General features: G+C 70.4%; 21 protein-coding genes. 11 read left to right on the top strand and 10 right to left on the bottom strand.

The window, feature by feature from the left end:
- Nucleotides 1–8 precede the first annotated feature (8 nt).
- Both CLM62_RS31890 and CLM62_RS31885 read right to left on the bottom strand, forming a co-directional pair.
- Nucleotides 9–1,577 (bottom strand): S8 family serine peptidase, encoded by a 1,569-nt coding sequence (locus CLM62_RS31890; protein ID WP_179382306.1) that lies wholly within the window; start codon nucleotides 1,575–1,577, stop codon nucleotides 9–11.
- An 89-nt stretch (nucleotides 1,578–1,666) separates the two neighbouring features.
- Nucleotides 1,667–3,196, bottom strand: a complete 1,530-nt coding sequence (locus CLM62_RS31885; RefSeq protein ID WP_095753365.1) for a S8 family serine peptidase — start codon at nucleotides 3,194–3,196, stop codon at nucleotides 1,667–1,669.
- 257 nt (nucleotides 3,197–3,453) lie between these two features.
- On the opposite strand from CLM62_RS31885, the gene CLM62_RS31880 reads away from it, so the two are divergent.
- The 3 genes from CLM62_RS31880 (at nucleotide 3,454) to moaA (ending at nucleotide 6,600) form a co-directional block, all read left to right on the top strand.
- Entirely contained in the window at nucleotides 3,454–3,810 is a 357-nt protein-coding gene (locus tag CLM62_RS31880) for a DUF485 domain-containing protein (protein ID WP_095753364.1), read from the top strand.
- On the top strand, nucleotides 3,807–5,432 hold the full coding sequence (locus CLM62_RS31875) for a cation acetate symporter (RefSeq protein ID WP_095753363.1): 1,626 nt from the start codon (nucleotides 3,807–3,809) through the stop codon (nucleotides 5,430–5,432). Before CLM62_RS31880 ends, CLM62_RS31875 begins: the two co-directional genes overlap by 4 nt.
- 178 nt (nucleotides 5,433–5,610) lie before the next feature.
- Nucleotides 5,611–6,600: a GTP 3',8-cyclase MoaA gene (gene moaA / locus CLM62_RS31870; protein ID WP_218835642.1), complete on the top strand. Its 990-nt coding sequence runs from the start codon at nucleotides 5,611–5,613 to the stop codon at nucleotides 6,598–6,600.
- On the opposite strand, the gene CLM62_RS31865 is transcribed toward moaA, so the two are convergent.
- Complete coding sequence (locus CLM62_RS31865) at nucleotides 6,597–6,815, bottom strand: hypothetical protein (protein ID WP_095753361.1); 219 nt, start codon at nucleotides 6,813–6,815, stop codon at nucleotides 6,597–6,599. The genes moaA and CLM62_RS31865 overlap by 4 nt on opposite strands.
- Nucleotides 6,816–7,037: 222 nt before the next feature.
- Nucleotides 7,038–7,472: a DUF3099 domain-containing protein gene (locus CLM62_RS31860; RefSeq protein ID WP_179382305.1), complete on the bottom strand. Its 435-nt coding sequence runs from the start codon at nucleotides 7,470–7,472 to the stop codon at nucleotides 7,038–7,040.
- 275 nt (nucleotides 7,473–7,747) lie between these two features.
- Here CLM62_RS31860 and CLM62_RS31855 point away from each other — a divergent pair, with 275 nt between their 5' ends.
- Nucleotides 7,748–8,026, top strand: coding sequence for a GlsB/YeaQ/YmgE family stress response membrane protein (locus CLM62_RS31855; protein ID WP_095753360.1), 279 nt, complete (start codon nucleotides 7,748–7,750; stop codon nucleotides 8,024–8,026).
- A 57-nt stretch (nucleotides 8,027–8,083) separates the two neighbouring features.
- On the opposite strand, the gene tyrS is transcribed toward CLM62_RS31855, so the two are convergent.
- The 3 genes from tyrS to CLM62_RS31840 form a co-directional block, all read right to left on the bottom strand.
- A complete protein-coding gene (tyrS, locus tag CLM62_RS31850; protein ID WP_095753359.1) occupies nucleotides 8,084–9,352 on the bottom strand; it encodes a tyrosine--tRNA ligase in 1,269 nt (422 codons plus the stop codon).
- 44 nt (nucleotides 9,353–9,396) lie between these two features.
- Complete coding sequence (locus CLM62_RS31845) at nucleotides 9,397–10,791, bottom strand: metallopeptidase TldD-related protein (protein WP_095753358.1); 1,395 nt, start codon at nucleotides 10,789–10,791, stop codon at nucleotides 9,397–9,399.
- A gap of 82 nt (nucleotides 10,792–10,873) precedes the next feature.
- Complete coding sequence (locus tag CLM62_RS31840) at nucleotides 10,874–12,397, bottom strand: TldD/PmbA family protein (protein ID WP_095753357.1); 1,524 nt, start codon at nucleotides 12,395–12,397, stop codon at nucleotides 10,874–10,876.
- Between the two features lie 243 nt (nucleotides 12,398–12,640).
- On the opposite strand from CLM62_RS31840, the gene fabG reads away from it, so the two are divergent.
- The 3 genes from fabG to CLM62_RS31825 all read left to right on the top strand — a co-directional run bounded on the left by fabG (nucleotide 12,641) and on the right by CLM62_RS31825 (nucleotide 14,682).
- Entirely contained in the window at nucleotides 12,641–13,345 is a 705-nt protein-coding gene (gene fabG, locus CLM62_RS31835) for a 3-oxoacyl-[acyl-carrier-protein] reductase (RefSeq protein ID WP_095753356.1), read from the top strand.
- Between the two features lie 3 nt (nucleotides 13,346–13,348).
- Nucleotides 13,349–14,116 carry an enoyl-ACP reductase FabI gene (fabI, locus tag CLM62_RS31830; RefSeq protein WP_095753355.1) on the top strand — a complete coding sequence of 256 codons (768 nt, stop codon included), beginning with the start codon at nucleotides 13,349–13,351 and terminating at the stop codon, nucleotides 14,114–14,116.
- Between the two features lie 215 nt (nucleotides 14,117–14,331).
- Nucleotides 14,332–14,682 carry a hypothetical protein gene (locus tag CLM62_RS31825; RefSeq protein WP_095753354.1) on the top strand — a complete coding sequence of 117 codons (351 nt, stop codon included), beginning with the start codon at nucleotides 14,332–14,334 and terminating at the stop codon, nucleotides 14,680–14,682.
- Here CLM62_RS31825 and CLM62_RS31820 read toward each other — a convergent pair.
- Nucleotides 14,660–15,352: a FadR/GntR family transcriptional regulator gene (locus CLM62_RS31820; protein ID WP_095753353.1), complete on the bottom strand. Its 693-nt coding sequence runs from the start codon at nucleotides 15,350–15,352 to the stop codon at nucleotides 14,660–14,662. The genes CLM62_RS31825 and CLM62_RS31820 overlap by 23 nt on opposite strands.
- An 81-nt stretch (nucleotides 15,353–15,433) precedes the next feature.
- On the opposite strand from CLM62_RS31820, the gene CLM62_RS31815 reads away from it, so the two are divergent.
- From CLM62_RS31815 to CLM62_RS31800, 4 genes are all read left to right on the top strand, one after another.
- Entirely contained in the window at nucleotides 15,434–16,741 is a 1,308-nt protein-coding gene (locus CLM62_RS31815) for a CynX/NimT family MFS transporter (protein WP_095753352.1), read from the top strand.
- Nucleotides 16,742–16,923: 182 nt separating this feature from the next.
- Nucleotides 16,924–17,040, top strand: a complete 117-nt coding sequence (locus CLM62_RS52100; RefSeq protein WP_086023195.1) for an SGM_5486 family transporter-associated protein — start codon at nucleotides 16,924–16,926, stop codon at nucleotides 17,038–17,040.
- Between the two features lie 166 nt (nucleotides 17,041–17,206).
- A complete protein-coding gene (locus tag CLM62_RS31805) occupies nucleotides 17,207–17,413 on the top strand; it encodes a hypothetical protein (protein ID WP_095753351.1) in 207 nt (68 codons plus the stop codon).
- A gap of 65 nt (nucleotides 17,414–17,478) precedes the next feature.
- Nucleotides 17,479–17,997 carry a histidine phosphatase family protein gene (locus CLM62_RS31800; protein ID WP_095753350.1) on the top strand — a complete coding sequence of 173 codons (519 nt, stop codon included), beginning with the start codon at nucleotides 17,479–17,481 and terminating at the stop codon, nucleotides 17,995–17,997.
- A 178-nt stretch (nucleotides 17,998–18,175) separates the two neighbouring features.
- Here CLM62_RS31800 and serB read toward each other — a convergent pair whose 3' ends face one another.
- Nucleotides 18,176–19,390 carry a phosphoserine phosphatase SerB gene (gene serB / locus CLM62_RS31795; protein WP_095753349.1) on the bottom strand — a complete coding sequence of 405 codons (1,215 nt, stop codon included), beginning with the start codon at nucleotides 19,388–19,390 and terminating at the stop codon, nucleotides 18,176–18,178.
- 197 nt (nucleotides 19,391–19,587) lie between these two features.
- Nucleotides 19,588–22,092, bottom strand: a complete 2,505-nt coding sequence (locus CLM62_RS31790) for a streptophobe family protein (protein ID WP_257004212.1) — start codon at nucleotides 22,090–22,092, stop codon at nucleotides 19,588–19,590.
- Nucleotides 22,093–22,299: the final 207 nt, after the last annotated feature.

The raw sequence follows: 22,299 nt of genomic DNA, 5'->3' as shown, positions 1-22,299 counted from the left end.
AGACCGATCTACTTGGTCACCGCGTCCAGCGCGTCCGCCATGCCCCAGCCGTAGAACCCGTTGCGGTTCTTCGACCCCTCGCAGACCGCGTCGATCTTGCCGTCGCTGTTGATGTCGTACGGGTCCGTGCACGACGTGGCGTCGGCCTCGGCGTACAACAGGGCCTTCACCACGGCCGGCGAGGCGTACGGGTGCGTCGACTTGATCAGGGCGGCGACGGCCGCGACATGCGGGCTCGCCATCGACGTGCCGGCCATGTAACCCCACTTGCCGCCCGGCAGCGTGCCCAGGATCAGGCCGCTGGTCGCCGGCGGCTCCGGCTTCTGGTACGACGTCGAGTCGCCGCCGGGCGCGGCGATGTCCACGATCCCGAGGCCGTAGTTGGAGAACGACGACTTGATGCCCTTGGCGCCCGTCGCCGCGACCGTCACGACACCGGGCAGCTGGGTCGGTATGTCGAGGCACTCGGACGGGTCGACGGTCCGCTCCACGGGCGTGGCGTCGTTCGGCGAGACCGGGTCGGTGATCTCGTCGGCCGCGAAGTCGTAGTTCTCGTTGCCGGCCGCCGCGACGTTGACCGCGCCCTTCTTCTCCGCGTACCGCGAGGCCCGGGTGACGGCGTCCACGAGCGCCTTCTGGTCCGGGTCGTTCTTGCAGTTGAAGTACCAGGGGTCGGTGTAATAGCTGTTGTTGGTGACGTCGACGCCGTGCGTGGCCGCCCACATGAAGCCGCAGACCACGGCCTCGGTGTAGAAGTAGCCCGCGGTGGTTGACACCTTGATGCCGGAGACCTTCACACCGGGTGCGACGCCCGTCATGCCGACGCCGTTCTTGGCGGCCGCGATCTCACCGGCCACGTGCGTGCCGTGCGGGCTCTCCGACGCGCTCGGCCGCCATGCCCCGTCGGTCGAGTCCGGCTTGCCCGTCACACAGTTGACGGACGCGGCACGGTCGAAGTTCGGCGCTATGTCGGGGTGGGTGTCGTCGACGCCGGTGTCGATCACGGCGACGGTGACCTTGCTGCTGCCGAGCGACTTCTCGTGCGCCTTGTCCGCCTTGATCGCGGGCAGGTCCCACTGCATCGGCTCCAACGGGTCCTCGCCGTCAGCGGCCTTCGCCTTCGCACTCGCCACCTCTGCGGCGGTGAGCGCCTTCGGCGTCCCCATGTCGGTCGTCGACTGCGCGGGCAGCGGCGCGTTGCGGGTGTTGCCGGCCGACTCGACGCCACGGACCTTGCGGATGGTCTTGGCGAAGTCCGGGTTCGACGAGTGGACGACGATCACGCCTATCTGGTCGTACGACGTCACGATCGTGCCGCCGGCGTCGGCGATGGCCTTCTTCACCTGCCCCGAAGGCCCGTGCCCGGGGCGGACGTTGACGACGTAGCTGAGCGCGGTCGCGTCCGCCTTCGTGGCGGAGGCGAGGACGTCGTTCACGGCTCCGGTGACACCGTTCACGGTGCCGGGCACGTCGGCAGCGGTCGCCGTGGTGTTGGGCAGGAATGCCAGGGCTGTCGCCATGGTCATTCCGAGCGGGACGGCGATCGCGCGGCGGAAGCGCGGGTGAGGCGCTGTCATATGTCAGTGTCTCCAGTTCGTTCGTGGGGCGAGCTGACCGTGCGGGAGGTCGGTAGGCCCCTGGGGGCCGAAGTGCCGTGGGGTACGCGTCACTTCACCGCGCGGAGCGCGTTGACGATGCCGTACCCGTAGAAGCCGTTGACATACTTGCCGCCCTCGCACACCGCGTCCTGCGTGCCGTCGCCGTCCTGGTCGTACGACGCCGGGCAGGCGGTGTTGTCCGCCTGCGCCTTGAGCAGCGCCTGCAGTTGGGCCGGAGACGCCTTCGGGTATTTCGACTTCAGCAGCGCGGCGACGCCCGCGGCGTGCGGCGAGGCCATCGACGTGCCCTGCAGGAAGCCGTACCCGCCGTTCGGCATGGTGGACAGGATGCGGCCGTTCTTCGACGGCGTGTCCGGGATCTGGTAGAGCCGGTCGCCGCCCGGCGCGGCGACGTCGACGACGCCCTTGCCGTACGTCGAGTAGTACGACTTGACGTTCTGCACCCCCGTCGAGCTGACCGTGACCACACCCGGCAGCTGCGTCGGCACGTCGAAGCACTCGTGCGGGTCGATGGTCCGCTCGACCGGCGTGGAGTCGTCGGGGCTGCTGTCGTCGACGATCGCGTCCGAGTCCAGGTCGTGGTTGGAGTTGCCCGCCGCCGCCACGTTGAGCGTGCCCTTCTTCTGCGCGTACAGCTGGGCCCTGTTGACGGCATCGACGATGGCCCGCTGGTGCGGGTCGTCCATGCAGTTGTACAGCCACGGGTCGACGTAGTAGCTGTTGTTCGTGATCTCGACGCCGTGGTCGGCGGCGAACACGAAGGCGCACACGACGCTCTCCGGGTAGAAGAGGCCGTTGCTCGGGTCGGTCACGTTGATGCTCGAGACCTTCACCCCGGGTGCGACACCGGCCACGCCGATGCCGTTGCGGGCCGCGGCGATCTCACCGGCCACATGGGTGCCGTGGTAGTCGTCCGCGGTGTACGGCCGCCAGGCGCCCTCGCTGGTGTCCGCGACACCGCCGTCGCAGTTGGCCGACTGGGACGCGGAGAAGTTCGGTGCGATGTCCGGGTGGGTGTCGTCGACGCCGGTGTCGATCACGGCGACGGTCACCTTGCTGCTGCCCGGGTTGATTTTCGCGGCCTTGTCGGCGCCGATCGCCCGGAGGTCCCACTGGTCGGCTTCCAGGGGCTCGCTGTCGGGCGTGGCGGCCGATGCGCTCGCGACCTTGGCGGCCTGTTCCTTGGACAGGAACTGCGCCGCGCCCTCCTCCGTGGTCCCCGCGGCCGTCAGCGGCGCGGTGCGCGTGGCACCCGCCGACTGCACCCCGCGTATCTCGCGCATCTCCTTGGCGAAGTCAGGGTTCGACGAGTGGACGACGATCACGCCGATCTTCTCGTACGTGACCACGACCGTGCCGCCCGCCGCCGGGACCGCCTTCTTCACCGACTCGATCGTGCGGCGGTCCAGCTTGGTGTTCACGACGTACGACAGGGCGGGCGCGTCCACCGCCTGCGCGGCACTCTCCGCGCGTGGAGCGGCCGACGCCGCCGCGGGCAGGAAGCCGAGCGAGGCGGTCAGCGACAGCGCGACCGGTACGGCGAGGGCGAGGCGGCGTCTGGAACGCAGATGAGCCATGGGGTCTCCACATCATCCGAAAAACGAGACCTGCCCGAGACACAGGTGGTGCTCGGGCAGGTACATGACGATTTGGTGCAGGCCCGAAACTATCTCTCGAAGTCGCTGGCCAGCAATGACTTACATGAAGTGAGTTGGGAAAGAAGCCCGGGGTGTTGAACCAGTCCTCGCGCGCCGCCGTGACCTTGGGCAGGGAACGCGAGGACACTCGCCCCCTATCCCCGTAACAACCGCATCCGCAATCAGGAGGAGACTCCGTGGCTACCGACGCACCGCCCCCCTCGAAAGAGCAACACCGACTCCCGTCCCCCGAGGAGTTCAACGAGGTGCAGCAGAGCGCGGAGTTCGGTGAACTGCGCCGCTCCTTCCGCTCCTTCGCCTTCCCGCTGACCATCGGCTTCGTCGCCTGGTACCTGCTGTACGTCCTGCTGTCGAACTACGCGGGCGACTTCATGGGCACCAAGCTCTTCGGCAACATCAATGTCGCCTTTGTTCTCGGTATCGCCCAGTTCGTCACCACGTTCCTCATCGCCTGGTGGTACTCGCGGCACGCCGCCGCGCAGCTCGACCCCAAGGCCGAGGCCATCAAGTCCCGAATGGAGGGCGGCGCATGAGCCCCGCACAGCAGACGATCCTTGCCGCGAACGAGGCCAGCCAGCACCGGCCGCTGATCATCACCCTGTTCGGGCTGTTCGTCGTGGCGACGCTGGTCATCACCGTCTGGGCGGGCCGCCAGACCAAGGACGCCGCCGACTTCTACGCGGGCGGCCGGTCGTTCAGCGCCTTCCAGAACGGCCTCGCGGTCTCCGGCGACTACATGTCGGCCGCGTCGTTCCTCGGCATCGCGGGCGCCATCGCCCTCTTCGGATACGACGGCTTCCTGTACTCCATCGGCTTCCTGGTCGCCTGGCTGGTGGCCCTGCTCCTGGTGGCCGAGCCGCTGCGGAACTCCGGCCGCTACACCATGGGTGACGTGCTGGCGTACCGCATGCGCCAGCGCCCGGTCCGAACGGCCGCCGGCACCTCCACGATCGTCGTCTCGATCTTCTACCTGCTGGCCCAGATGGCGGGCGCGGGCGTCCTCGTCTCGCTGCTGCTCGGCATCACCTCCGACGCCGGCAAGATCCTCATCGTCGCCCTCGTCGGCGTCCTGATGATCGTGTACGTCTCCATCGGCGGCATGAAGGGCACCACCTGGGTCCAGATGGTCAAGGCCGTGCTGCTCATCGGCGGCACCATCCTGATCACCTTCCTGGTGCTGCTGAAGTTCAACTTCAACATCTCCGACCTGCTGGGTACGGCCGCCGAGAACAGCGGCAAGGGCGCCGCCTTCCTGGAGCCCGGCCTCCAGTACGGCGCGACCGGCACCACCAAGCTGGACTTCATCTCCCTCGGCATCGCCCTGGTGCTCGGCACCGCCGGCCTGCCGCACATCCTGATCCGCTTCTACACGGTGCCCAACGCCAAGGCCGCCCGGAAGTCCGTGAACTGGGCGATCGGCATCATCGGCGGCTTCTACCTGATGACCATCGCGCTCGGCTTCGGCGCCGCGGCGCTGATCTCGCAGGAAGAGATCATCGCGTCCAACCCGTCCGGCAACACGGCGGCGCCCCTGCTCGCCCTGCACCTGGGCGGCGTCGACTCGGCCTGGGGCGCCATCCTGCTCGCCACGATCTCGGCGGTGGCCTTCGCGACGATCCTCGCCGTGGTCGCCGGCCTCACCCTCGCCTCGTCGTCCTCCTTCGCGCACGACATCTACGCCAACGTCATCCGCAAGGGGAAGGCCACCGAGAAGGAAGAGGTCAGGGCGGCCCGTCTGGCGACCATCGGCATCGGTGCCGTCTCCATCCTCCTGGGCGCCCTCGCCCGCGACCTGAACGTGGCAGGCCTCGTCGCCCTGGCCTTCGCGGTCGCCGCCTCCGCCAACCTGCCGACGATCCTCTACAGCCTGTTCTGGAAGCGGTTCACCACCCAGGGCGCCCTGTGGTCGATCTACGGCGGCCTCATCGTCGCCGTCGGCCTGGTGCTGTTCTCGCCCGTCGTCTCCGGCGACCCCAAGGCGATGTTCCCCGACGTCGACTTCGCCTGGTTCCCGCTGAAGAACCCGGGCATCATCTCCATCCCGTTCGGCTTCCTGATGGGCTGGCTCGGCACCATCCTGTCCAAGGAGGAGCCGAACACCGACAAGTACGCGGAGCTGGAGGTCCGGTCCCTGACCGGCACCGGCGCGCACTGAGCGCGCACTGAGCGCGCACCGAGTACGCCCCCTGAGCGGCCGCGTCGTAGGTCTCTACGACGCGGCCGCGTCCTGTCCGGTGGTGTCCGGTGGGATCGGGCCCTGGTGATGTCAGTGGCGTCACGTAGGCTCGCAGTTGACGGTAGATATTTGTTCAGTGACGAGGCAGGGGGGCCACGTGCTCATCGACACCTACGGCCGGGTGGCCACCGACCTGAGGGTCTCGCTGACCGACCGGTGCAACCTGCGGTGCAGCTACTGCATGCCCGAGGAGGGCCTGCAGTGGCTGGCCAAGCCCGACCTGCTCACGGACGACGAGATCGTGCGCCTCATCGACATCGCCGTCACCTCCCTGGGTATCGAGGAGGTCCGCTTCACCGGCGGCGAGCCGCTGCTGCGCCCCGGCCTGGTCGGCATCGTCGAGCGGGTCGCCGCCCTGGAGCCGCGCCCCCAGATGTCCCTCACCACCAACGGCATCGGCCTCAGGCGTACGGCGACGGCCCTGAAGGAGGCCGGGCTGGACCGGGTCAACGTCTCCCTGGACACCCTCCGCCCGGACGTCTTCAAGACCCTCACCCGCCGGGACCGCCACAAGGACGTCATAGAGGGCCTGCACGCCGCCCGGGACGCGGGCCTGACCCCGGTCAAGGTCAACTCCGTCCTGATGCCCGGGCTGAACGAGGACGAGGCCCCGGACCTGCTGGCCTGGGCGGTGGAGCACGACTACGAACTGCGCTTCATCGAGCAGATGCCCCTGGACGCCCAGCACGGCTGGAAGCGCGAGGGCATGATCACCGCCGGCGACATCCTCGCCTCCCTGCGCACCCGCTTCGAGCTCACCCCCGAGGGCTCCGACGAGCGCGGCTCGGCCCCCGCCGAGCGCTGGATCGTCGACGGCGGCCCGCACCGCGTCGGCGTCATCGCCTCCGTCACCCGCCCGTTCTGCGCGGCCTGCGACCGCACCCGCCTGACGGCCGACGGGCAGGTACGCACGTGCCTGTTCGCGACGGAGGAGACGGACCTGCGCGCCGCGCTGCGCTCCGACGCCCCCGACGAGGAGATCGCCCGCATCTGGCGCCTGGCGATGTGGGGCAAGAAGGCGGGCGCGGGGCTGGACGACCCGTCGTTCGTCCAGCCGGACCGGCCGATGTCCGCCATCGGCGGCTAGGAGCTCTCGGGCGTTTCCCAGTCCTCGAACTTCACGACGTCTTTCAGGAACCCCCGCACCCCGAGGAACTGGGACAGATGCTCCCGGTGCTCCTCACACGCCAGCCACGTCTTGCGCCGTTCCGGCGTATGGATCTTCGGGTTGTTCCACGCCAGCACCCACAGGGCGTCGGCACGGCAACCCTTCGCGGAGCAGATCGGGGTCTCGTCACTCACAGGTTCGTCTCACAGGTCCGCAAACAAGGCGACGCCGAGCAGCCACGGGGGGAGCTGCCCGGCGTCGGTCCGTCGCTCCGACGGGGGATGCGGAGCGCCTACGAAGTATGTCACGGGTAACCCGTCGCCCGGCACCGGAACAACATGATTGATCTGAGCTTTTCTTGAGCTTGATGCAGGCCTGACCCGGGTCGGGACGCATCCGCGAAGGATGCGCCATGATCACGCCCGGTCGCGCGGCTCGCTCGCGGCGCCCGGCGCGGGATCGGCGACGACGTCCTCCGGGACGGGTTCCGCGACCCGCTCCTCTTGCGTGAAACCGTCCTCTTTTGCGAAAGCGTCCTCCGCGCGCGGCGGCTCGATCATCGGCGGCGTCGGCACCGTCACGAACGTCGACGGCAGCGATGGCGCGTTCTCCCGCCCCGCGTTGGCGACGACCACGGCGATGTAGGGGAGGACCGCGCCGAGCACCAACGCGACGATCGCGACGTGCCGTTCGACGTTCCACAGGGTGGCCGCGAGGATCACCGACAGCGTACGGATCGTCATCGATATGACGTACCGGCGCTGCCGCCCGCGTACGTCCTCCTGGAGGCCCGCCCGAGCCCCGGTGATCCGGAACACCTGGGCGCTGCCGCCGCCATGCTGCTTCCGCATCACATTCCACCATCCGCCCGCATCGGACTCTCCCCGCCCCGTACCGCGTCCGCCCCCGGTCGGGGAACGGGACCCGGACAGCTCCCACGTTACGCCGCGCCTCACCCGTCCACGAGACCGGGGCGCCCCCGGCCTGGACGAACAGCCTCGGCCGTTGCGCGTACGGCCCTGCCCGGCATGCGCCGTACCACGACCGGGCCGACACTGGGTGTAAGGCTCGGCGGTCCGGGACGAGCCGGGACGAGAAACGGGACGAGCCGTACGAGGAGGCAGCCATGGGCTGGTTGTGGGCGATCATCGTGGGATTCGTGCTGGGTCTGATCGCGAAGGCGATCATCCCGGGCAAGCAGCACAGCCCGCTCTGGCTGACCACCATTTTCGGCTTGCTCGGCGCCATCGCCGGCAACGCGGTCGCGCGTGCGGCGGGCGTCGACGAGACCTCCGGCATCGACTGGAGCCGGCACGCCTTCCAGCTCGTCGCCGCGATCATCATCGTGGCCGTCGGGGACATGGCCTACATGGCGACGCTGGGCAGGAGAAAACAGCGGACCTGACAACGCGCAGACGTAAGGGGGCGGCCCTCCGCCGAGAGCCGCCCCCTGATGTTGTGACTAGGCCGATGCGACCTCGACCGCCGCCAGGTTCTTCTTGCCCCGGCGCAGCACCAGCCAGCGCCCGTGCAGCAGATCCTCCTTGGCGGGGACGGCGTCCTCGGCGGCGACCTTGACGTTGTTCACGTAGGCACCGCCCTCCTTGACCGTGCGGCGCGCGGCCGACTTGCTGGCCACCAGGCCGACCTCGGCGAACAGGTCGACCACCGGACCGAGCTCGGCGACCTGGATGTGCGGCACCTCGGACAGGGCCGCGGCCAGCGTCTTCTCGTCCAGGTCGACCAGCTCGCCCTGCCCGAAGAGGGCCTTGGACGCGGCGATCACGGCGGCGGTCTGCTCGGCGCCGTGGACCAGCGTCGTCAGTTCCTCCGCCAGCGCGCGCTGCGCGGCACGGGCCTGGGGGCGCTCCTCGGTCTGCCGCTCCAGCTCCTCCAGCTCCTCGCGGGACCTGAAGGACAGGATCCGCATGTACGTCGCGATGTCCCGGTCATCCACGTTCAGCCAGAACTGGTAGAACGCGTACGGCGTCGTCATCTCCGGGTCGAGCCAGACGGCCCCGCCCTCGGTCTTGCCGAACTTGGTGCCGTCCGCCTTGGTCATCAGCGGGGTGGCGAGCGCGTGGACGTTGGCGTGCGGCTCCAGCTTGTGGATGAGGTCCAGGCCGGCCGTGAGGTTGCCCCACTGGTCGCTGCCGCCCTGCTGGAGCGTGCAGCCGTACCGGCGGTACAGCTCCAGGAAGTCCATGCCCTGGAGCAGCTGGTAGCTGAACTCCGTGTAGCTGATGCCCTCTTCGGACTCCAGGCGCCGGGCGACCGAGTCCTTCGTCAGCATCTTGTTGACGCGGAAGTGCTTGCCGATGTCCCGCAGGAACTCGATGGCCGACAGTCCGGCCGTCCAGTCCAGGTTGTTCACCATCACCGCGGCGTTCTCGCCCTCGAAGGACAGGAACGGCTCGATCTGCGCGCGCAGCCGGGTCACCCAGTTCGCGACCGTCTCCGGGTCGTTCAGCGTGCGCTCCGCCGTGGGGCGCGGGTCGCCGATCTGGCCGGTCGCCCCGCCCACCAGGGCCAGCGGACGCAGGCCCGCCTGCTGGAGCCGGCGCATGGTGAGGACCTGCACCAGGTGGCCGACGTGCAGACTGGCCGCCGTAGGGTCGAATCCGCAATAGAACGTGACGGGACCGTCCGCGAGCGCCTTGCGCAATGCGTCCTCGTCAGTGGACAGGGCGAACAGCCCCCGCCACTTCAGCTCGTCGACGATGTCCGTCACGGTTCTCGTATCTCCTTGAGTGGGTCTCGTAATCAGGTACGAGGTTATACGCCCTGGCTGACAGAGCTCATATTGAAGTCCGGCACCCTCAGGGCCGGCATCGCAGCCCTGGTGAACCAGTCGCTCCACTCCCTGGGCAGTGTCTTTTCCGTGCGCCCGGCCTCCGTCGCCCGGCCCAGCAGGTCGACCGGCGACTCGTTGAACCGGAAGTTGGTGACCTCCCCGGTCACCTCGCCGTTCTCCACGAGATAGACGCCGTCCCGGGTCAGACCCGTCAGCAGCAGCGTCGCCGGGTCGACCTCGCGGATGTACCACAGGCAGGTCAGCAGCAGCCCCCGCTCGGTGCTCGCGACCATCTCCTCCAGGGAGCGGTCCTCGCCGCCGTCCAGGATCAGGTTGTCGATCCCCGGCGCCACCGGCAGCCCGGTCAGGTCCGCGCTGTGCCGGCTGGTCAGCAGATGGCGCAGCTCACCCTCGCGCATCCACTCGGTGGCCGTCAGCGGCAGCCCGTTGTCGAACACCGACTGGTCGCCGCCGGAGGAGTGCACGAGCACGAAGGGCACGGACTCCAGGCCGGGCTCGTTCGGGTCGCTGCGCAGGGTCAGCGGCAGGTCCGTGAGCTTGTCGCCCACGCGGGTGCCGCCGCCCGGCTTGGAGAACACCGTGCGGCCCTCGGCCGCGTCCCGGCCCGACGCCGACCACATCTGGTAGATCAGCAGGTCCGCGACCGCGCTCGGCGGCAGCAGCGTCTCGTACCGCCCGGCGGGCAGCGCGATCCGCCGCTCGGCCCAGCCGAGGCGTACGGCGAGCTCCGCGTCCAGCGCCGCCGGATCGACGTCCTTGAAGTCCCGGGTGGACCGGCCCGCCCACGCCGACCGCGTGCGGTCCGGCGACTTGGCGTTCAGCTCCAGCGTCCCGTTGGGCTGGTCGTGCCGCAGGCGCAGCCCCGTCGACGTACCGAGGTAGCTGGAGACGACCTCGTGGTTGGCGAAGCCGTACAGCTCGCGACCGCCCGCACGCGCGCGTGCGAACGCCTCACCGAGCGCGGGCGCGAAGTCCGCGAACACGGCGGACGACGTCTCGGCCGGCGCGTCCGTGAAGTCGGGCGCCGCCGGCACGCCTGTGACCAGCGGCCGCGCGTCCTCGGCGGGACCGGCACTGCGCGCGGCGGCCTCCGCGGCCCGCACCAGGGGCTCCAGCTCGTCGGCGGTCACGGCCGAGCGCGTGACGACACCGGAGGCCGTGCCCTCCTTGCCGTCGACGGTCGCGATCACGGTGAGCGTACGGCCGCGAGTGACGCCGTTAGTGGTGAGCGCGTTGCCCGCCCAGCGCAGGTTCGCGGTCGACTGCTCGTCGGCGATGACCACGCAGCCGTCGGCCCGGGACAGTTCGAGGGCACGCTCGACGATCTCGTGCGGCTTGTTCGTACGAGGACTCATCGACCGGCCTCCTGGGTCGTGTTGAGACTGTGCTTTCCCGGGGGATAACCCCCGGACCCCCAGCCGATCTCGGACTTGACGTTCATCGACCGGCCTCCTGGGTCGTGTTGAGGATATTGACGCCCTTGAAGAGGGCGGACGGGCAGCCGTGCGAGACCGCGGCGACCTGGCCGGGCTGGGCCTTGCCGCAGTTGAAGGCGCCGCCCAGGACATAGGTCTGCGGACCGCCGACGGCCGCCATGGACCCCCAGAAGTCGGTGGTCGTCGCCTGGTAGGCCACGTCCCGCAGCTGCCCGGCGATGCGCCCGTTCTCGATCTTGAAGAACCGCTGCCCGGTGAACTGGAAGTTGTAGCGCTGCATGTCGATCGACCAGGACCGGTCGCCGACGACGTAGATCCCGCGCTCCACGCCCCCGATCAGGTCCTCGGTCGACATCCCCGCCGGATCCGGCCGCAGCGACACGTTGGCCATGCGCTGCACTGGCACATGGCCGGGGGAGTCGGCGAACGCGCACCCGTTGGACCGCTCGAACCCGGTCAGTCTCGCGATCCGCCGGTCCAGCTGGTAGCCGACGAGCGTGCCGTTCTTCACCAGGTCCCAGGACTGGCCCGCGACGCCCTCGTCGTCGTACCCGATGGTCGCCAGGCCGTGCTCGGCGGTGCGGTCGCCGGTGACGTTCATCAGCTCGGAGCCGTACCTCAACCTGCCGAGCTGGTCGAAGGTGGCGAAGGAGGTGCCGGCGTAGGCGGCCTCGTAGCCGAGCGCCCGGTCCAGCTCGGTGGCGTGGCCGATGGACTCGTGGATGGTCAGCCACAGATTGGACGGGTCGACGACGAGGTCGTACAGGCCCGGCTCGACGCTCGGCGCCCGCATCTTCTCGGCGAGCAGCTCCGGCATCCGTTCGAGTTCGGCGTCCCAGTCCCAGCCGGTGCCGGTCAGGTACTCCCAGCCGCGCCCGACGGGCGGCGCGATGGTCCGCATGGAATCGAACTCACCGCTCGACTCGTCGACCGACACGGCCGTCAGCGACGGATGCAGCCGCACCCGCTGCTGCGTGGTCACGGTCCCGGCGGTGTCGGCATAGAACTTGTTCTCGTGGACGGTGAGCAGCGAGGCGTCGACGTGGTTGACGCCGTCGGCCGCCAGCAGCCGTTCGCTCCACTCCGTCAGCAGCCCCGACTTCTCCTCGTCGGGGACGGTGAACGGATCGATCTCGTACGACGAGATCCACGTCTTCTCGGCGTGCACGGGCTCGTCGGCGAGCTCCACACGTTCCTCGGACCCGGCCGCCTTGATCACCTGAGCGGACAGCTTGGCCATCTGGACGGCCTGCGAGGCGACCTTGGCGGCGGCGTCGAGGGTGAGGTCCACCCCGGACGCGAATCCCCACGTCCCGCCGTGCACGACCCGCACCGCGTATCCGAGGTCGGTGGTGTCCGACGAACCGGAGGGCTTGGCATCCCTGAGGCTCCAGGAGGCGCTGCGCACCCGCTCGAACCGGAAGTCCGCGTGCTCGGCACCCAGCGCACGCGCGCGTGCGAGCGCGGCGTCCGCCAAGGCGCGTAGGGGAAGTGCCGTAAAGGCGTCGTCGATGGTATGAGGCACCGCGGTCTCTCCCTGTTGTCATGACCTGTCGTTGCCCCGATCATGTCGCGCGGGCGGGTCCGCGGACCACACGTTTGCGTCCGGAGTCCGCATCTTTCTGTAGGGATCCGACAGTGAGTGCCGTAAGCCACTGTGGGTGCCCGATTGTCCGCGCGCGGCCCCGGCCCGATAGGTTTTCGAGGAAGCCGCCTGTCATCCAGGTGTTGGGCGGGTGTGCCAGACCGCTATCGAAAGGGTGATCCGTTGAGCCGCTCGGTTCTCGTCACCGGAGGCAACCGGGGCATCGGCCTCGCCATCGCCCGCGCTTTCGCCGACGCCGGCGACAAGGTCGCGATCACGTACCGCTCGGGCGAGCCGCCGGCCGGCTTCCTCGCCGTCAAGTGCGACATCACCGACCCCGAGCAGGTGGAGCAGGCCTACAAGGAGATCGAGGCCGAGCACGGCCCGGTCGAGGTGCTGATCGCCAACGCCGGCGTCACCAAGGACCAGCTCCTGATGCGCATGTCCGAGGAGGACTTCACCTCGGTCATCGACACCAACCTCACCGGCACCTTCCGGGTCGTCAAGCGTGCCAACCGCGGCATGCTGCGCGCCAAGAAGGGCCGCGTCGTGCTGATCTCCTCGGTCGTCGGGCTGTACGGCTCGCCAGGTCAGGCCAACTACGCCGCCTCCAAGGCCGCCCTGGTCGGCTTCGCGCGCTCCCTCGCCCGTGAGCTGGGCTCGCGCAACATCACCTTCAACGTCGTCGCTCCCGGCTTCGTCGACACCGACATGACCAAGGTGCTCACCGACGAGCAGCGGGCGGGCATCGTGTCGCAGGTGCCGCTCGGCCGGTACGCGCAGCCGGAGGAGATCGCCGCGACGGTGCGGTTCCTCGCCTCGGACGACGCCTCGTACATCACTGGAGCCGTCATCCCCGTAGACGGCGGACTGGGAATGGGTCACTGAATCATGAGCGGAATCCTCGAGGGCAAGCGCGTCCTGATCACCGGTGTGCTGATGGAGTCCTCCATCGCCTTCCACGCCGCCAAGCTGGCCCAGGAGCAGGGCGCCGAGATCATCCTGACCGCCTTCCCGCGGCCCACGCTGACCGAGCGCATCGCCAAGAAGCTGCCGAAGCCCACCAAGGTCATCGAGCTCGACGTCACCAATGACGAGCACCTCGGGCGGCTGGCCGACATCGTCGGCGAGGAGCTGGGCGGCCTCGACGGCGTCGTGCACTCCATCGGCTTCGCGCCGCAGGACGCCCTCGGCGGCAACTTCCTCAACACGCCGTTCGAGTCCGTCGCCACCGCCATGCACGTCTCGGCGTACTCCCTGAAGTCGCTGACCATGGCCTGCCTGCCGCTGATGCAGAACGGCGGCTCGGTCGTCGGCCTCACCTTCGACGCCCAGTACGCCTGGCCGCAGTACGACTGGATGGGCCCCGCCAAGGCGGCCCTGGAGGCCACCAGCCGCTACATGGCACGCGACCTGGGCAAGCAGAACATCCGCTGCAACCTCATCTCCGCCGGTCCCATCGGCTCCATGGCCGCCAAGTCCATCCCGGGATTCGCCGAGCTGGCCTCCGTGTGGGACACCCGCGCCCCCCTGGAGTGGGACCTCAAGGACCCCGACCCGGCCGGCCGTGGCATCGTCGCCCTGCTGAGCGACTGGTTCCCGAAGACCACGGGCGAGATCATCCACGTGGACGGCGGGCTGCACGCGATCGGTGCGTGACGCCGCCGCTGCGGCTCGACCAATGCGGCTAGACCCGTGCGGCTCGACCCGTGCGGCTCGACCCATGGGTGAGGGCCCGTCTCCGAAAGGAAGCGGGCCCTCACCCGTCACTCGTTCGGGCTATTCGGCCAGGCGGGGGAGGGCCACAACTGCGCACTCTGGATCAGGCGTTCATCACGCGCTTCCCTCCCCAGCACGGCCGAGGAGGTCCCCTTGTGCGCATGTCCCGCAGTCTGGCCTCAGCGACCGTCGCCGTCTCTCTCGTGCTGTGCCTGCCCTACGAGGCGATACCGCACGCACGCGTGGAGGTACGGAAAGCACCCTCACCGGAGCCGTTCGGTGCCTGGTGCCGCAGCAGCGTCACCGGCTCGCAGGTGACGGCGTACTGCCACAACCCCTATCCGCGGCCCGACCACGTCAGCCTGCACATCGAGTGCGCACGCTGGTGGGACATCGACAGCGACGGGGCCCCGGTCGAGGCCGGGCCCGCGCAGACCGTGCGGCTGACCGGCCGCTGCTGGAAAGAGGTCCGCTCGGTGTGGATCAGCCACCGGAAGGGGCGTTGAACCGGCCCGGGCGGCACAGGAAGGGATAGCTGGCGGCCTCCTCGGCGGCCGCCACCGCGTCGCCGGTGCGGATCGCGTCGACGAGCCGCGCGTGGTCCATGTGCGTCTCGGGCGTCAGTTCCTCGCCGACGTCCTCGCGCAGCCAGTCCCGCAGCACCTCGCCCAGGTCCGCGTACATCGCGGTCATCACGTCGTTGTGCGAGGCGGCCACCACCGCCAGGTGGAAGGTCGCGTCGGCCGTCACGAACGCCTCGGCGTCGCCCGACTCCCACGCCTCCTCACGCCGTACGAGGAGCGCGTCGAGCTGCTTGAGGTCCTTCTCGGTACGCCGCTGGGCGGCCAGCCTGGCGGCGGACGACTCCAGCGTGGAGCGCAGTTCCGCGATGTGCCGCGGGTCGGCGCCGGCGAAGCGGCGTTGCATCACGCCCGCCAGCTCGCTCGTCGCCACGACATACGTGCCGGAGCCCTGGCGGATGTCCAGCAGACCGTTGTGCGCGAGCGCGCGGACAGCCTCGCGGACGGTGTTGCGGGCGACGCCGAGCTGCTCGACCAGCTCCGGTTCCGTCGGGATCCGGGACCCGACCGGCCACTCGCCCGAGGTGATCTGGTGCCGCAGTGCGGCGATGACCTGCTCGGACAGCGCCGACCGGCGGGGATGGCTCAGGGGCATGACACACCTTCGCACGGTCGGGGCCGGAGCGGGCGGCCCGGGGATGGACAGCCAATCATCCCATGATTCTATGATGGGCGCATGGCACGTCAGGGAACCCGGACGACGAAGTCCACGAGCGTACGCAGTCCGACCGCGAGCGGCGGCCCCCAGGGAGCAGCTGTGTCCACGGGATCAGCCACGCGCGCGTGGGCGACCCGTCTGGTCGTCATCGGCATCATGCTGTCCGCCGTCAACCTCCGCCCCGCCATCACCAGCCTGGGCGCCCTCCTGGAAGAGGTCCGCGACGGGCTCGGCATGAGTGGCAGCGTGGCCGGACTCCTCACCTCCGTACCCCCGCTCTGTTTCGCCCTCTTCGGCGTCATGGCCCCCCGGCTGGCCCGCCGCTTCGGGCCGGGCGCGGTGGTGTGCGCGGGCATGGCCGCCATCTCGGCCGGCCTGCTCATACGGCCGTACACGGGCGGTACGGCAGGCTTCCTGGCCGCCAGTGCCCTCACGCTCATGGGCATCGCGGTCAGCAACGTGCTGATGCCGGTCATCGTCAAGCGCTGGTTCCCGGACCGGGTCGGTTCCATGACCGGCCTGTACTCGATGGCGCTCGCTCTCGGCACGTCGGCCGCGGCGGCGGTGACCGTGCCGATGACCCAGGCGCTGGGCGGCAGCTGGCGGTCCGGGCTCGCGATGTGGGCGCTCCTGGCGGCGGTGGCCGTGGTGCCGTGGATTCCGTTCGTCCGGGAGCGGGGCAGCACCGCCCAGGCCGCCGCCTCGCGGGAGGGGCCCGCGCGTGAGGAGCCGGCGGCGGCCGTGCGGATCACCCGCAGCCGTATCGCCTGGGCCCTCGCCGTCTTTTTCGGACTCCAGGCCACCGCCGCCTACATCACGATGGGCTGGATGGCGCAGATCTTCCGGGACGCCGGAGTGCCCGCGAGCACCGCCGGGCTGCTGCTCGCCGTCACGATGGTGATGGGCGTGCCGCTGGCCTTCGTCATCCCCCGCGTCGCCACCCGGCTGCCGCACCAGGGGCCGATCGTGATCGCGCTCGGCGTCTGCGGTCTGGCCGGATACGCCGGCCTGTACTTCGCGCCGGCCGGCGGCGCCTGGGCCTGGGCCGTTCTGCTCGGCGTCTCCAACTGCGCCTTCCCGCTGGCCCTCACAATGGTCGGTATGCGCGCCAGGACCGGTACGGGCGTCGCCCAGCTGTCGGCCTTCGCGCAGAGCACCGGCTATCTGATCTCCATCCCCGGCCCGCTTCTGGTGGGCGTGCTCTACCAGCACAGTGGTGGCTGGGGCCTGCCGATCGCCCTCATGACCGGCCTCATGATCCCGCAGATGGTGGTGGGCGTCCTCGCGGGCCGCAGCCGCACGGTGGAGGACGAGGCGGCCCGCTGAGCTCTCCCTGGGCCCGGTCGTCCTCTCCCCTGGGCCCGGTCGTCCTCGCCCCTCGGCCCGGTCGCCCTCACAACCCGGGAATCCGGTACGGGACGCCCGGGAATCCGGTGCGGGACCCCGGTGGATTCTGGTGCGGGACCCCCGGGGATTCTGGTGCGGGCGACGGGTGCGAGACTTGCCGTATGCCAGTGCTCGACCCGAACCCCCAGAACGGCCAGAAGAAGATGCTGCTCGTCTTCGGCTCGTTCTTCGCCATCTTCGTGATCATCGCCATCATCGCGACGATCGCCTCGCCCTGACCGGATCTCCTTCTGCGGGTGGGGCTAGCCCCACCATCCCCTAGGGGGCGAGTGTCAGGGTCAACTGGGTGGATCACCGGATGGGTTGAGGGCTCAGGATTCCGTAGCTTCGAGATGTGACCGCGAGAAGCGGACCACGCGGCATCGAAGACCAGCGGAGGCATCCATGTCGGCCCACATCCCCACCCGGCCCCACACGGCGCCCCGGGGCGGCGTCGACATCCGGCTGCCCTGGTGGGCCCTCGCGCTGCCCACGCTCGCCTTCATCGTGCTGTTGACCCTGATCCTGAACCCGACGGACGCGCAGGCGGCCTCGGGTGACCCCGCCGTCACCCATCTCCTCGCGCGCGTGCAGCAGCTGATAACGCGCTGAACCCCCTCGGAGTCGCCCGTCAACTCCCTGCGCCCCATGGCCTGTTTCGTGCGAAGCTGGATCCCATGAGCGTCGCAGAACCCCGCAGGATTGTCCTTTTCCGGCATGCGAAAGCCGACTGGCCACAGGTGACCGACCACGAGCGGCCGCTCGCCGATCGGGGCCGAAAAGACGCGGCAGAGGCCGGACGAAGGCTGGCAGACACCGGCCTCTCCTTCGACCTGGCCCTGTGCTCCACCGCGATCCGGACGCGCGAGACGTGGAAGCTGGCCGTCCAGGAATTTCCGCAGCGGCCGAAGACCGTCTACGAGGAGCGGATCTACGAGGCCTCGCCGGGCGAGCTGATCGCCCTGCTCAACGAAACCTCCGACGACGCCCAGAACATCCTGCTCATCGGGCACAACCCCGGTGTGCAGGGGCTCGCCGACATCCTGGCCGGCTCGGCCGAGGAGGAGGCCCGCGAGCGGATGAGCCGGCGCGGCTTCCCGGCCGCCGCCTTCGCCGTCCTGTCCTTCGAGGGCTCCTGGAAGACCCTGGAGCCGGGCGCGGCCACCCTGCTCGACTACTGGGCACCGTCCGACTGACCCGACCTACGCGTAAGGGGCCCGGCATCGCAGAGGTGCCGGGCCCTTCTTTGTGCGGTGGCGGCCCAGCCTTCGCGGCGGTGTTCGAGCCCGTGGTTCGATCCTCGAGGTTCGGTCCGCGATTCGGCTGGACCTTCGCGGTGCGATTCCCGGCCCGCGGCCGGATCCGCGATACGGCTCAGTCCTCGTCGTGCGCGTCCGCCGCCTCGACCTCTTCACGGGTCACGCCCAGCAGGTACAGGACCGTGTCCAGGAACGGCACGTTCACCGCGGTGTGCGCGGCCTCCTGCACCACCGGCTTGGCGTTGAAGGCGACCCCGAGACCGGCCGCGTTGAGCATGTCCAGATCGTTGGCGCCGTCGCCGATCGCCACCGTCTGGGCGAGCGGCACACCCGCCTCCGCGGCGAACCGGCGCAGCAGCCGCGCCTTGCCCGCCCGGTCCACGATCTCGCCGGTGACCCTGCCGGTGAGCTTCCCGTCGACGATCTCCAGCGTGTTGGCGTGGGCGAAGTCCAGCCCGAGCCGCTCCTTCAGATCATCCGTGACCTGGGTGAACCCGCCCGAGACGACCCCCACCTGGTAGCCGAGCCGCTTCAGCGTGCGGATCAGGGTGCGGGCGCCCGGCGTCAGCCGTACCTCGCTGCGCACCTTGTCCACCACCGAGGCGTCCAGCCCCTCCAGCAACGCCACGCGCGCGTGCAGCGACTGCTCGAAGTCCAGCTCCCCGCGCATCGCTGCCGCCGTCACCTCGGCGACCTTGTCCTCGCAGCCGGCGTGCGCGGCGAAGAGCTCGATCACCTCGTCCTGGATGAGCGTCGAGTCCACGTCCATGACGACCAGGCGCTGCGCACGCCGGTGCAGTCCCGCCGCGACGACCGCGACGTCGACGCCGAGCGCCGCCGCGTCGGTCACCAGGGCGGTGCGCAGCGGCTCGGTCTCCACGCCGGACACCGCGAACTCCACCGCCGTCACCGGGTACTTGGCGAGCCGGAAGATACGGTCGATGTTGCCGCCGACCTTGGTGATCCTGGCCGCGATGGCGGCCGTGGCCTCGGCGGTGAGCGGATGCCCGAGCACGGTCACCAGGGAACGTCCGAGTCCGCGCGGCCGGTTGTCGCCGCGGCCGGAGATGATCTCGGCCTGCATCTTGATCGACTCCGCCCAGCTGTGGACGGTCGCCCGGAGATCTCCCTCGAGCCCGCGCGGCGGCTCGGTCACGAGGGCGCACAGCACCATCCGGCCACGGGTGACGACCTGCTCGATGTCGACCACGTCGACGGAGTACGCGGCGAGGGTGTCGAAGAGGCCGGCCGTGATGCCCGGCCTGTCCTTGCCGAAGATCTTGACGAGGAGAGTGGGGGCGTCGGAGGACGAGGTCTGCGAAGCGCTCATGGTGTTCCCACCGTATCCGGCACGCAGTGCCTTGCGCCCCTGCGGTCCGTCTGGCGGACACGGAACTCTGGGCGTCGGGCCGGTGACGCGGACCTTACCAACGGGCCACGTCCTCTCGGTGGTGGGTCGCTCGACTCCCACGGCACATGCGACACATACGGCACATGTCACGGCCTCGACTCGCCGCCCCACGCGGATCACCGTCGCCCCTTCGGCCTCCCCGGCGGAGGAGGCGGCGGTGGTGGGGGCGGCGGCGGAGGCCCGCCGTCCGATGCGGCCGACGGCCGGTCTCCGGGCCGTGACCTGTTGGATTTCCGGTACGACCGAGGCGGCGGCCCGATCGGCCGGGCCACCGTGGGCGCGCCGTACACGTCGTCGCCGGACGGCGGGGGGTCCCCGGGCCGCCGCGTCTCGTCGGACGCATGCGTGCCTTCCTCCGACCCAGCTTCCTCACCGGGCCGCCTCGCAGCGGGCGGCCGGTCATGAGGCGCGTGCGCATCTCCGCGCCCCGGTCCGGCGCCGGGCCGTCCCGCTTCCAGCGGCCGGTCTTCAGGAGCTCGCACACCGCCCGGCACCGGCCCCGCACCGGACGGCCGCGCATCCTCCGGCTCCCTCAGCTCCTCCGGCACCCGCAGATACGGATTGGTGGCCGGGTTCGGCGGACGGTACGGCGCACCGGGGGCGTAGGGCCCGGCCTCACCGGACCGCTGCTCCCCGGGCTCACCGACGTGCCTGGGCTTCTCGGCCTGGCCGGCGTACGGGGCCCCGGCCTCGCCCGCGTGCGGCGCTCCGGCCTGGCCGACGCGGGGCGCTCCTACCTCGCGGCCGTACGGCCCTCCAGCCTGGCCAGCATCTGGTCCGCCGCGGTCCGGGGCGTGCGGGCCTCCAGCTTGGTCGGCACGTGGTCCTCCGCTTCCCCGGGCGTACGGCCCTTCCGCCTGACCGGCGTACGGCCCCCAGGCTTCCCCGGGGTATGCCCCACCCGCCTCGCCCACGGACTGCGACCCCCCGGCACCGCCGGCCACCGGCCTCTCGCCCGGCCGCGCCTCTGCCACCGCACCCAGCGCCAGTGGTGCCGCCCGCTGACCCGCCGCCCCGGTCGCACGGGCGAGCAGCGCCCCGGCGGCCCCCGCGCCCGCGCCCCACACGGCGCCGAGCAGCAGTGCCATGCCGAGGTTCCCGTGCAGGTCGATCCCCGCGCCGAGCGCGTCGAAGCCGAGCACGGACAGCGAGGCGTCCACGGACACCTCCGTCAGCCAGGCGAGCAGCAGCAGCGTCAACGCGCTCGCGACCCCGAGCCGTAGGGCACACCGCCCCGCGAAACCGAGGGCACCCGGATCCCGTACAACCCCGGAACCGGCCCCCGCGCCCACAGCGGCCCCGGATCCGGAACCCCCTCCCACACCGCCGGGCCCTGCGCCGGCCCCGCCCCAGAACCCCGCACCCGCCGAACCCCGAGCCCCGCCACCACTCGCCAAGCCCTCGGGCCCGCCGCCCCCCGAAGCCCCGACACCCCCGCCACGCGAGCCCAGCGCATACCCTGCCCCCGCATGCCCCGGCCCCGAAACCCCGATGACACCGCCGCCCACAAGCCCCACAGGCGTCCGAACAGCCATCAGTACCCCCGCCAGCAGCATCATCACCGCCGCCGCGACCCCCAGCAGCCACACCCGTCCATCAAGGTCGGCCAGCCGCCCCAGCGTGACGTTCTGGTCGGTGCCGGGGCTCAGGAGGTCGTCCAGTGGGTCGGGCAGCAGCCGGACGAGTTCGCCGGTGGCCTTGCCGTCCCACGGCACGAACAGGCCGATCGGAATCCCCAGCCACACGCCGTTCGGCGCGCCCAGCAGCGCCGCGCCGGCGATCCGCTTCGGATGGTCGTCGCCGATCGCCGCGTACGCCGCGGCGGCGAACCCCGCGGCCACCGCCACCAGCAGCACCGTGACGAGGGCGGACGCGGCCGGCCGTACGACACGGTGCACGGCCTCCCAACCGCGCGGCAGCGGCGTGCGGCGCGAGGCCAGCAGCGCGATCAGCAGGATTCCGGCCGACCAGCCCAGCCCGCCCAGCAGCGTGGGCGCGGTGTCGACGGTGAAGCCGACCGCGGCTTGCGCGTCGATGAGGTCGCCGATCTGGTCGGGCAGCAGCCCTTCGATGTCCCCGATATCCCCGATGTCGCCCACCCCGGGAATCTCGACGCCGCCGCCGCCCCCACCACCGCCGGGCAGATCGTCGAGCCCCAGCGAGCTTCCGTCGATCGTGATGACGTCGTGCCCCGCCCAGGCCAGCCCGCCCAGCATCGCCACGAACAGCGCGACCACCACCCCCGCGCGCGCGAGGAGTTCGGACGGGGCGATCACAACTCCGGCCGCCCGCAGGGACCGTAAGAAGAACCACGACAACAGCAGCGCGCCGACGAGGCTGACACCCAGTGGCGTGATCTCGACGGCGGTCGCCGCCTCCGCGCCCGTCAACCCGAACGCGGACACATCGCCGGACGGTGTGACCGAACCACCCGCCCCAAGAGCCACCACCGCCGCGGTCATCGGCCCCAGCGAGCCCGCCGTGTCCGCCTCCAGCAGATGCAGGCCGAGCGCCGCCGTGCCCGCCATCCCGATCAACGCCCAGCTCACAGAGGCGATCGCGGACAGCAGGATGTCCCCCCACGGCAGCCTCGTGCCGTGCTGCGCGGTCTCGACGCTCATGGACGCACTCATGGCAGACCCCCCGATCCGCGGCGCGGCCGTTGAAGCCGCGCATGTCCCCCTCGCCTGGATTACCACTCTCCGGGCCGGTTTCAACCCCGTCAACGGAACCAGTCGAAGCGCGTGTGCGTGGTCTTCACAAGGTCCGACTTTCGGTCAGGGGGCGGATCCTGAAATAGTTCCCGACGATGTTCGACATCCCTAGAC

Source organism: Streptomyces sp. SA15, from assembly GCF_002291145.1.
In the GTDB taxonomy this organism is placed as follows: domain Bacteria; phylum Actinomycetota; class Actinomycetes; order Streptomycetales; family Streptomycetaceae; genus Streptomyces.
Note: the sequence above shows the minus strand (reverse complement) of the source record. Positions and strands in the feature narration are given on the sequence as shown.

Bases quoted from the DNA above. Each gene is read 5' to 3' on its own strand.
- CLM62_RS31890 (WP_179382306.1), bottom strand. From the start codon at position 1,577: ATGACAGCGCCTCACCCGCGCTTCCGCCGCGCGATCGCCGTCCCGCTC.
- CLM62_RS31885 (WP_095753365.1), bottom strand. From the start codon at position 3,196: ATGGCTCATCTGCGTTCCAGACGCCGCCTCGCCCTCGCCGTACCGGTC.
- CLM62_RS31875 (WP_095753363.1), top strand. From the start codon at position 3,807: ATGAGCCCCGCACAGCAGACGATCCTTGCCGCGAACGAGGCCAGCCAG.
- CLM62_RS31860 (WP_179382305.1), bottom strand. From the start codon at position 7,472: ATGCGGAAGCAGCATGGCGGCGGCAGCGCCCAGGTGTTCCGGATCACC.
- CLM62_RS31855 (WP_095753360.1), top strand. From the start codon at position 7,748: ATGGGCTGGTTGTGGGCGATCATCGTGGGATTCGTGCTGGGTCTGATC.
- CLM62_RS31845 (WP_095753358.1), bottom strand. From the start codon at position 10,791: ATGAGTCCTCGTACGAACAAGCCGCACGAGATCGTCGAGCGTGCCCTC.
- fabI (WP_095753355.1), top strand. From the start codon at position 13,349: ATGAGCGGAATCCTCGAGGGCAAGCGCGTCCTGATCACCGGTGTGCTG.
- CLM62_RS31820 (WP_095753353.1), bottom strand. From the start codon at position 15,352: ATGCCCCTGAGCCATCCCCGCCGGTCGGCGCTGTCCGAGCAGGTCATC.
- CLM62_RS31815 (WP_095753352.1), top strand. From the start codon at position 15,434: ATGGCACGTCAGGGAACCCGGACGACGAAGTCCACGAGCGTACGCAGT.
- CLM62_RS52100 (WP_086023195.1), top strand. From the start codon at position 16,924: ATGCCAGTGCTCGACCCGAACCCCCAGAACGGCCAGAAGAAGATGCTG.
- CLM62_RS31805 (WP_095753351.1), top strand. From the start codon at position 17,207: ATGTCGGCCCACATCCCCACCCGGCCCCACACGGCGCCCCGGGGCGGC.
- CLM62_RS31800 (WP_095753350.1), top strand. From the start codon at position 17,479: ATGAGCGTCGCAGAACCCCGCAGGATTGTCCTTTTCCGGCATGCGAAA.
- serB (WP_095753349.1), bottom strand. From the start codon at position 19,390: ATGAGCGCTTCGCAGACCTCGTCCTCCGACGCCCCCACTCTCCTCGTC.
- CLM62_RS31790 (WP_257004212.1), bottom strand. From the start codon at position 22,092: ATGAGCGTCGAGACCGCGCAGCACGGCACGAGGCTGCCGTGGGGGGAC.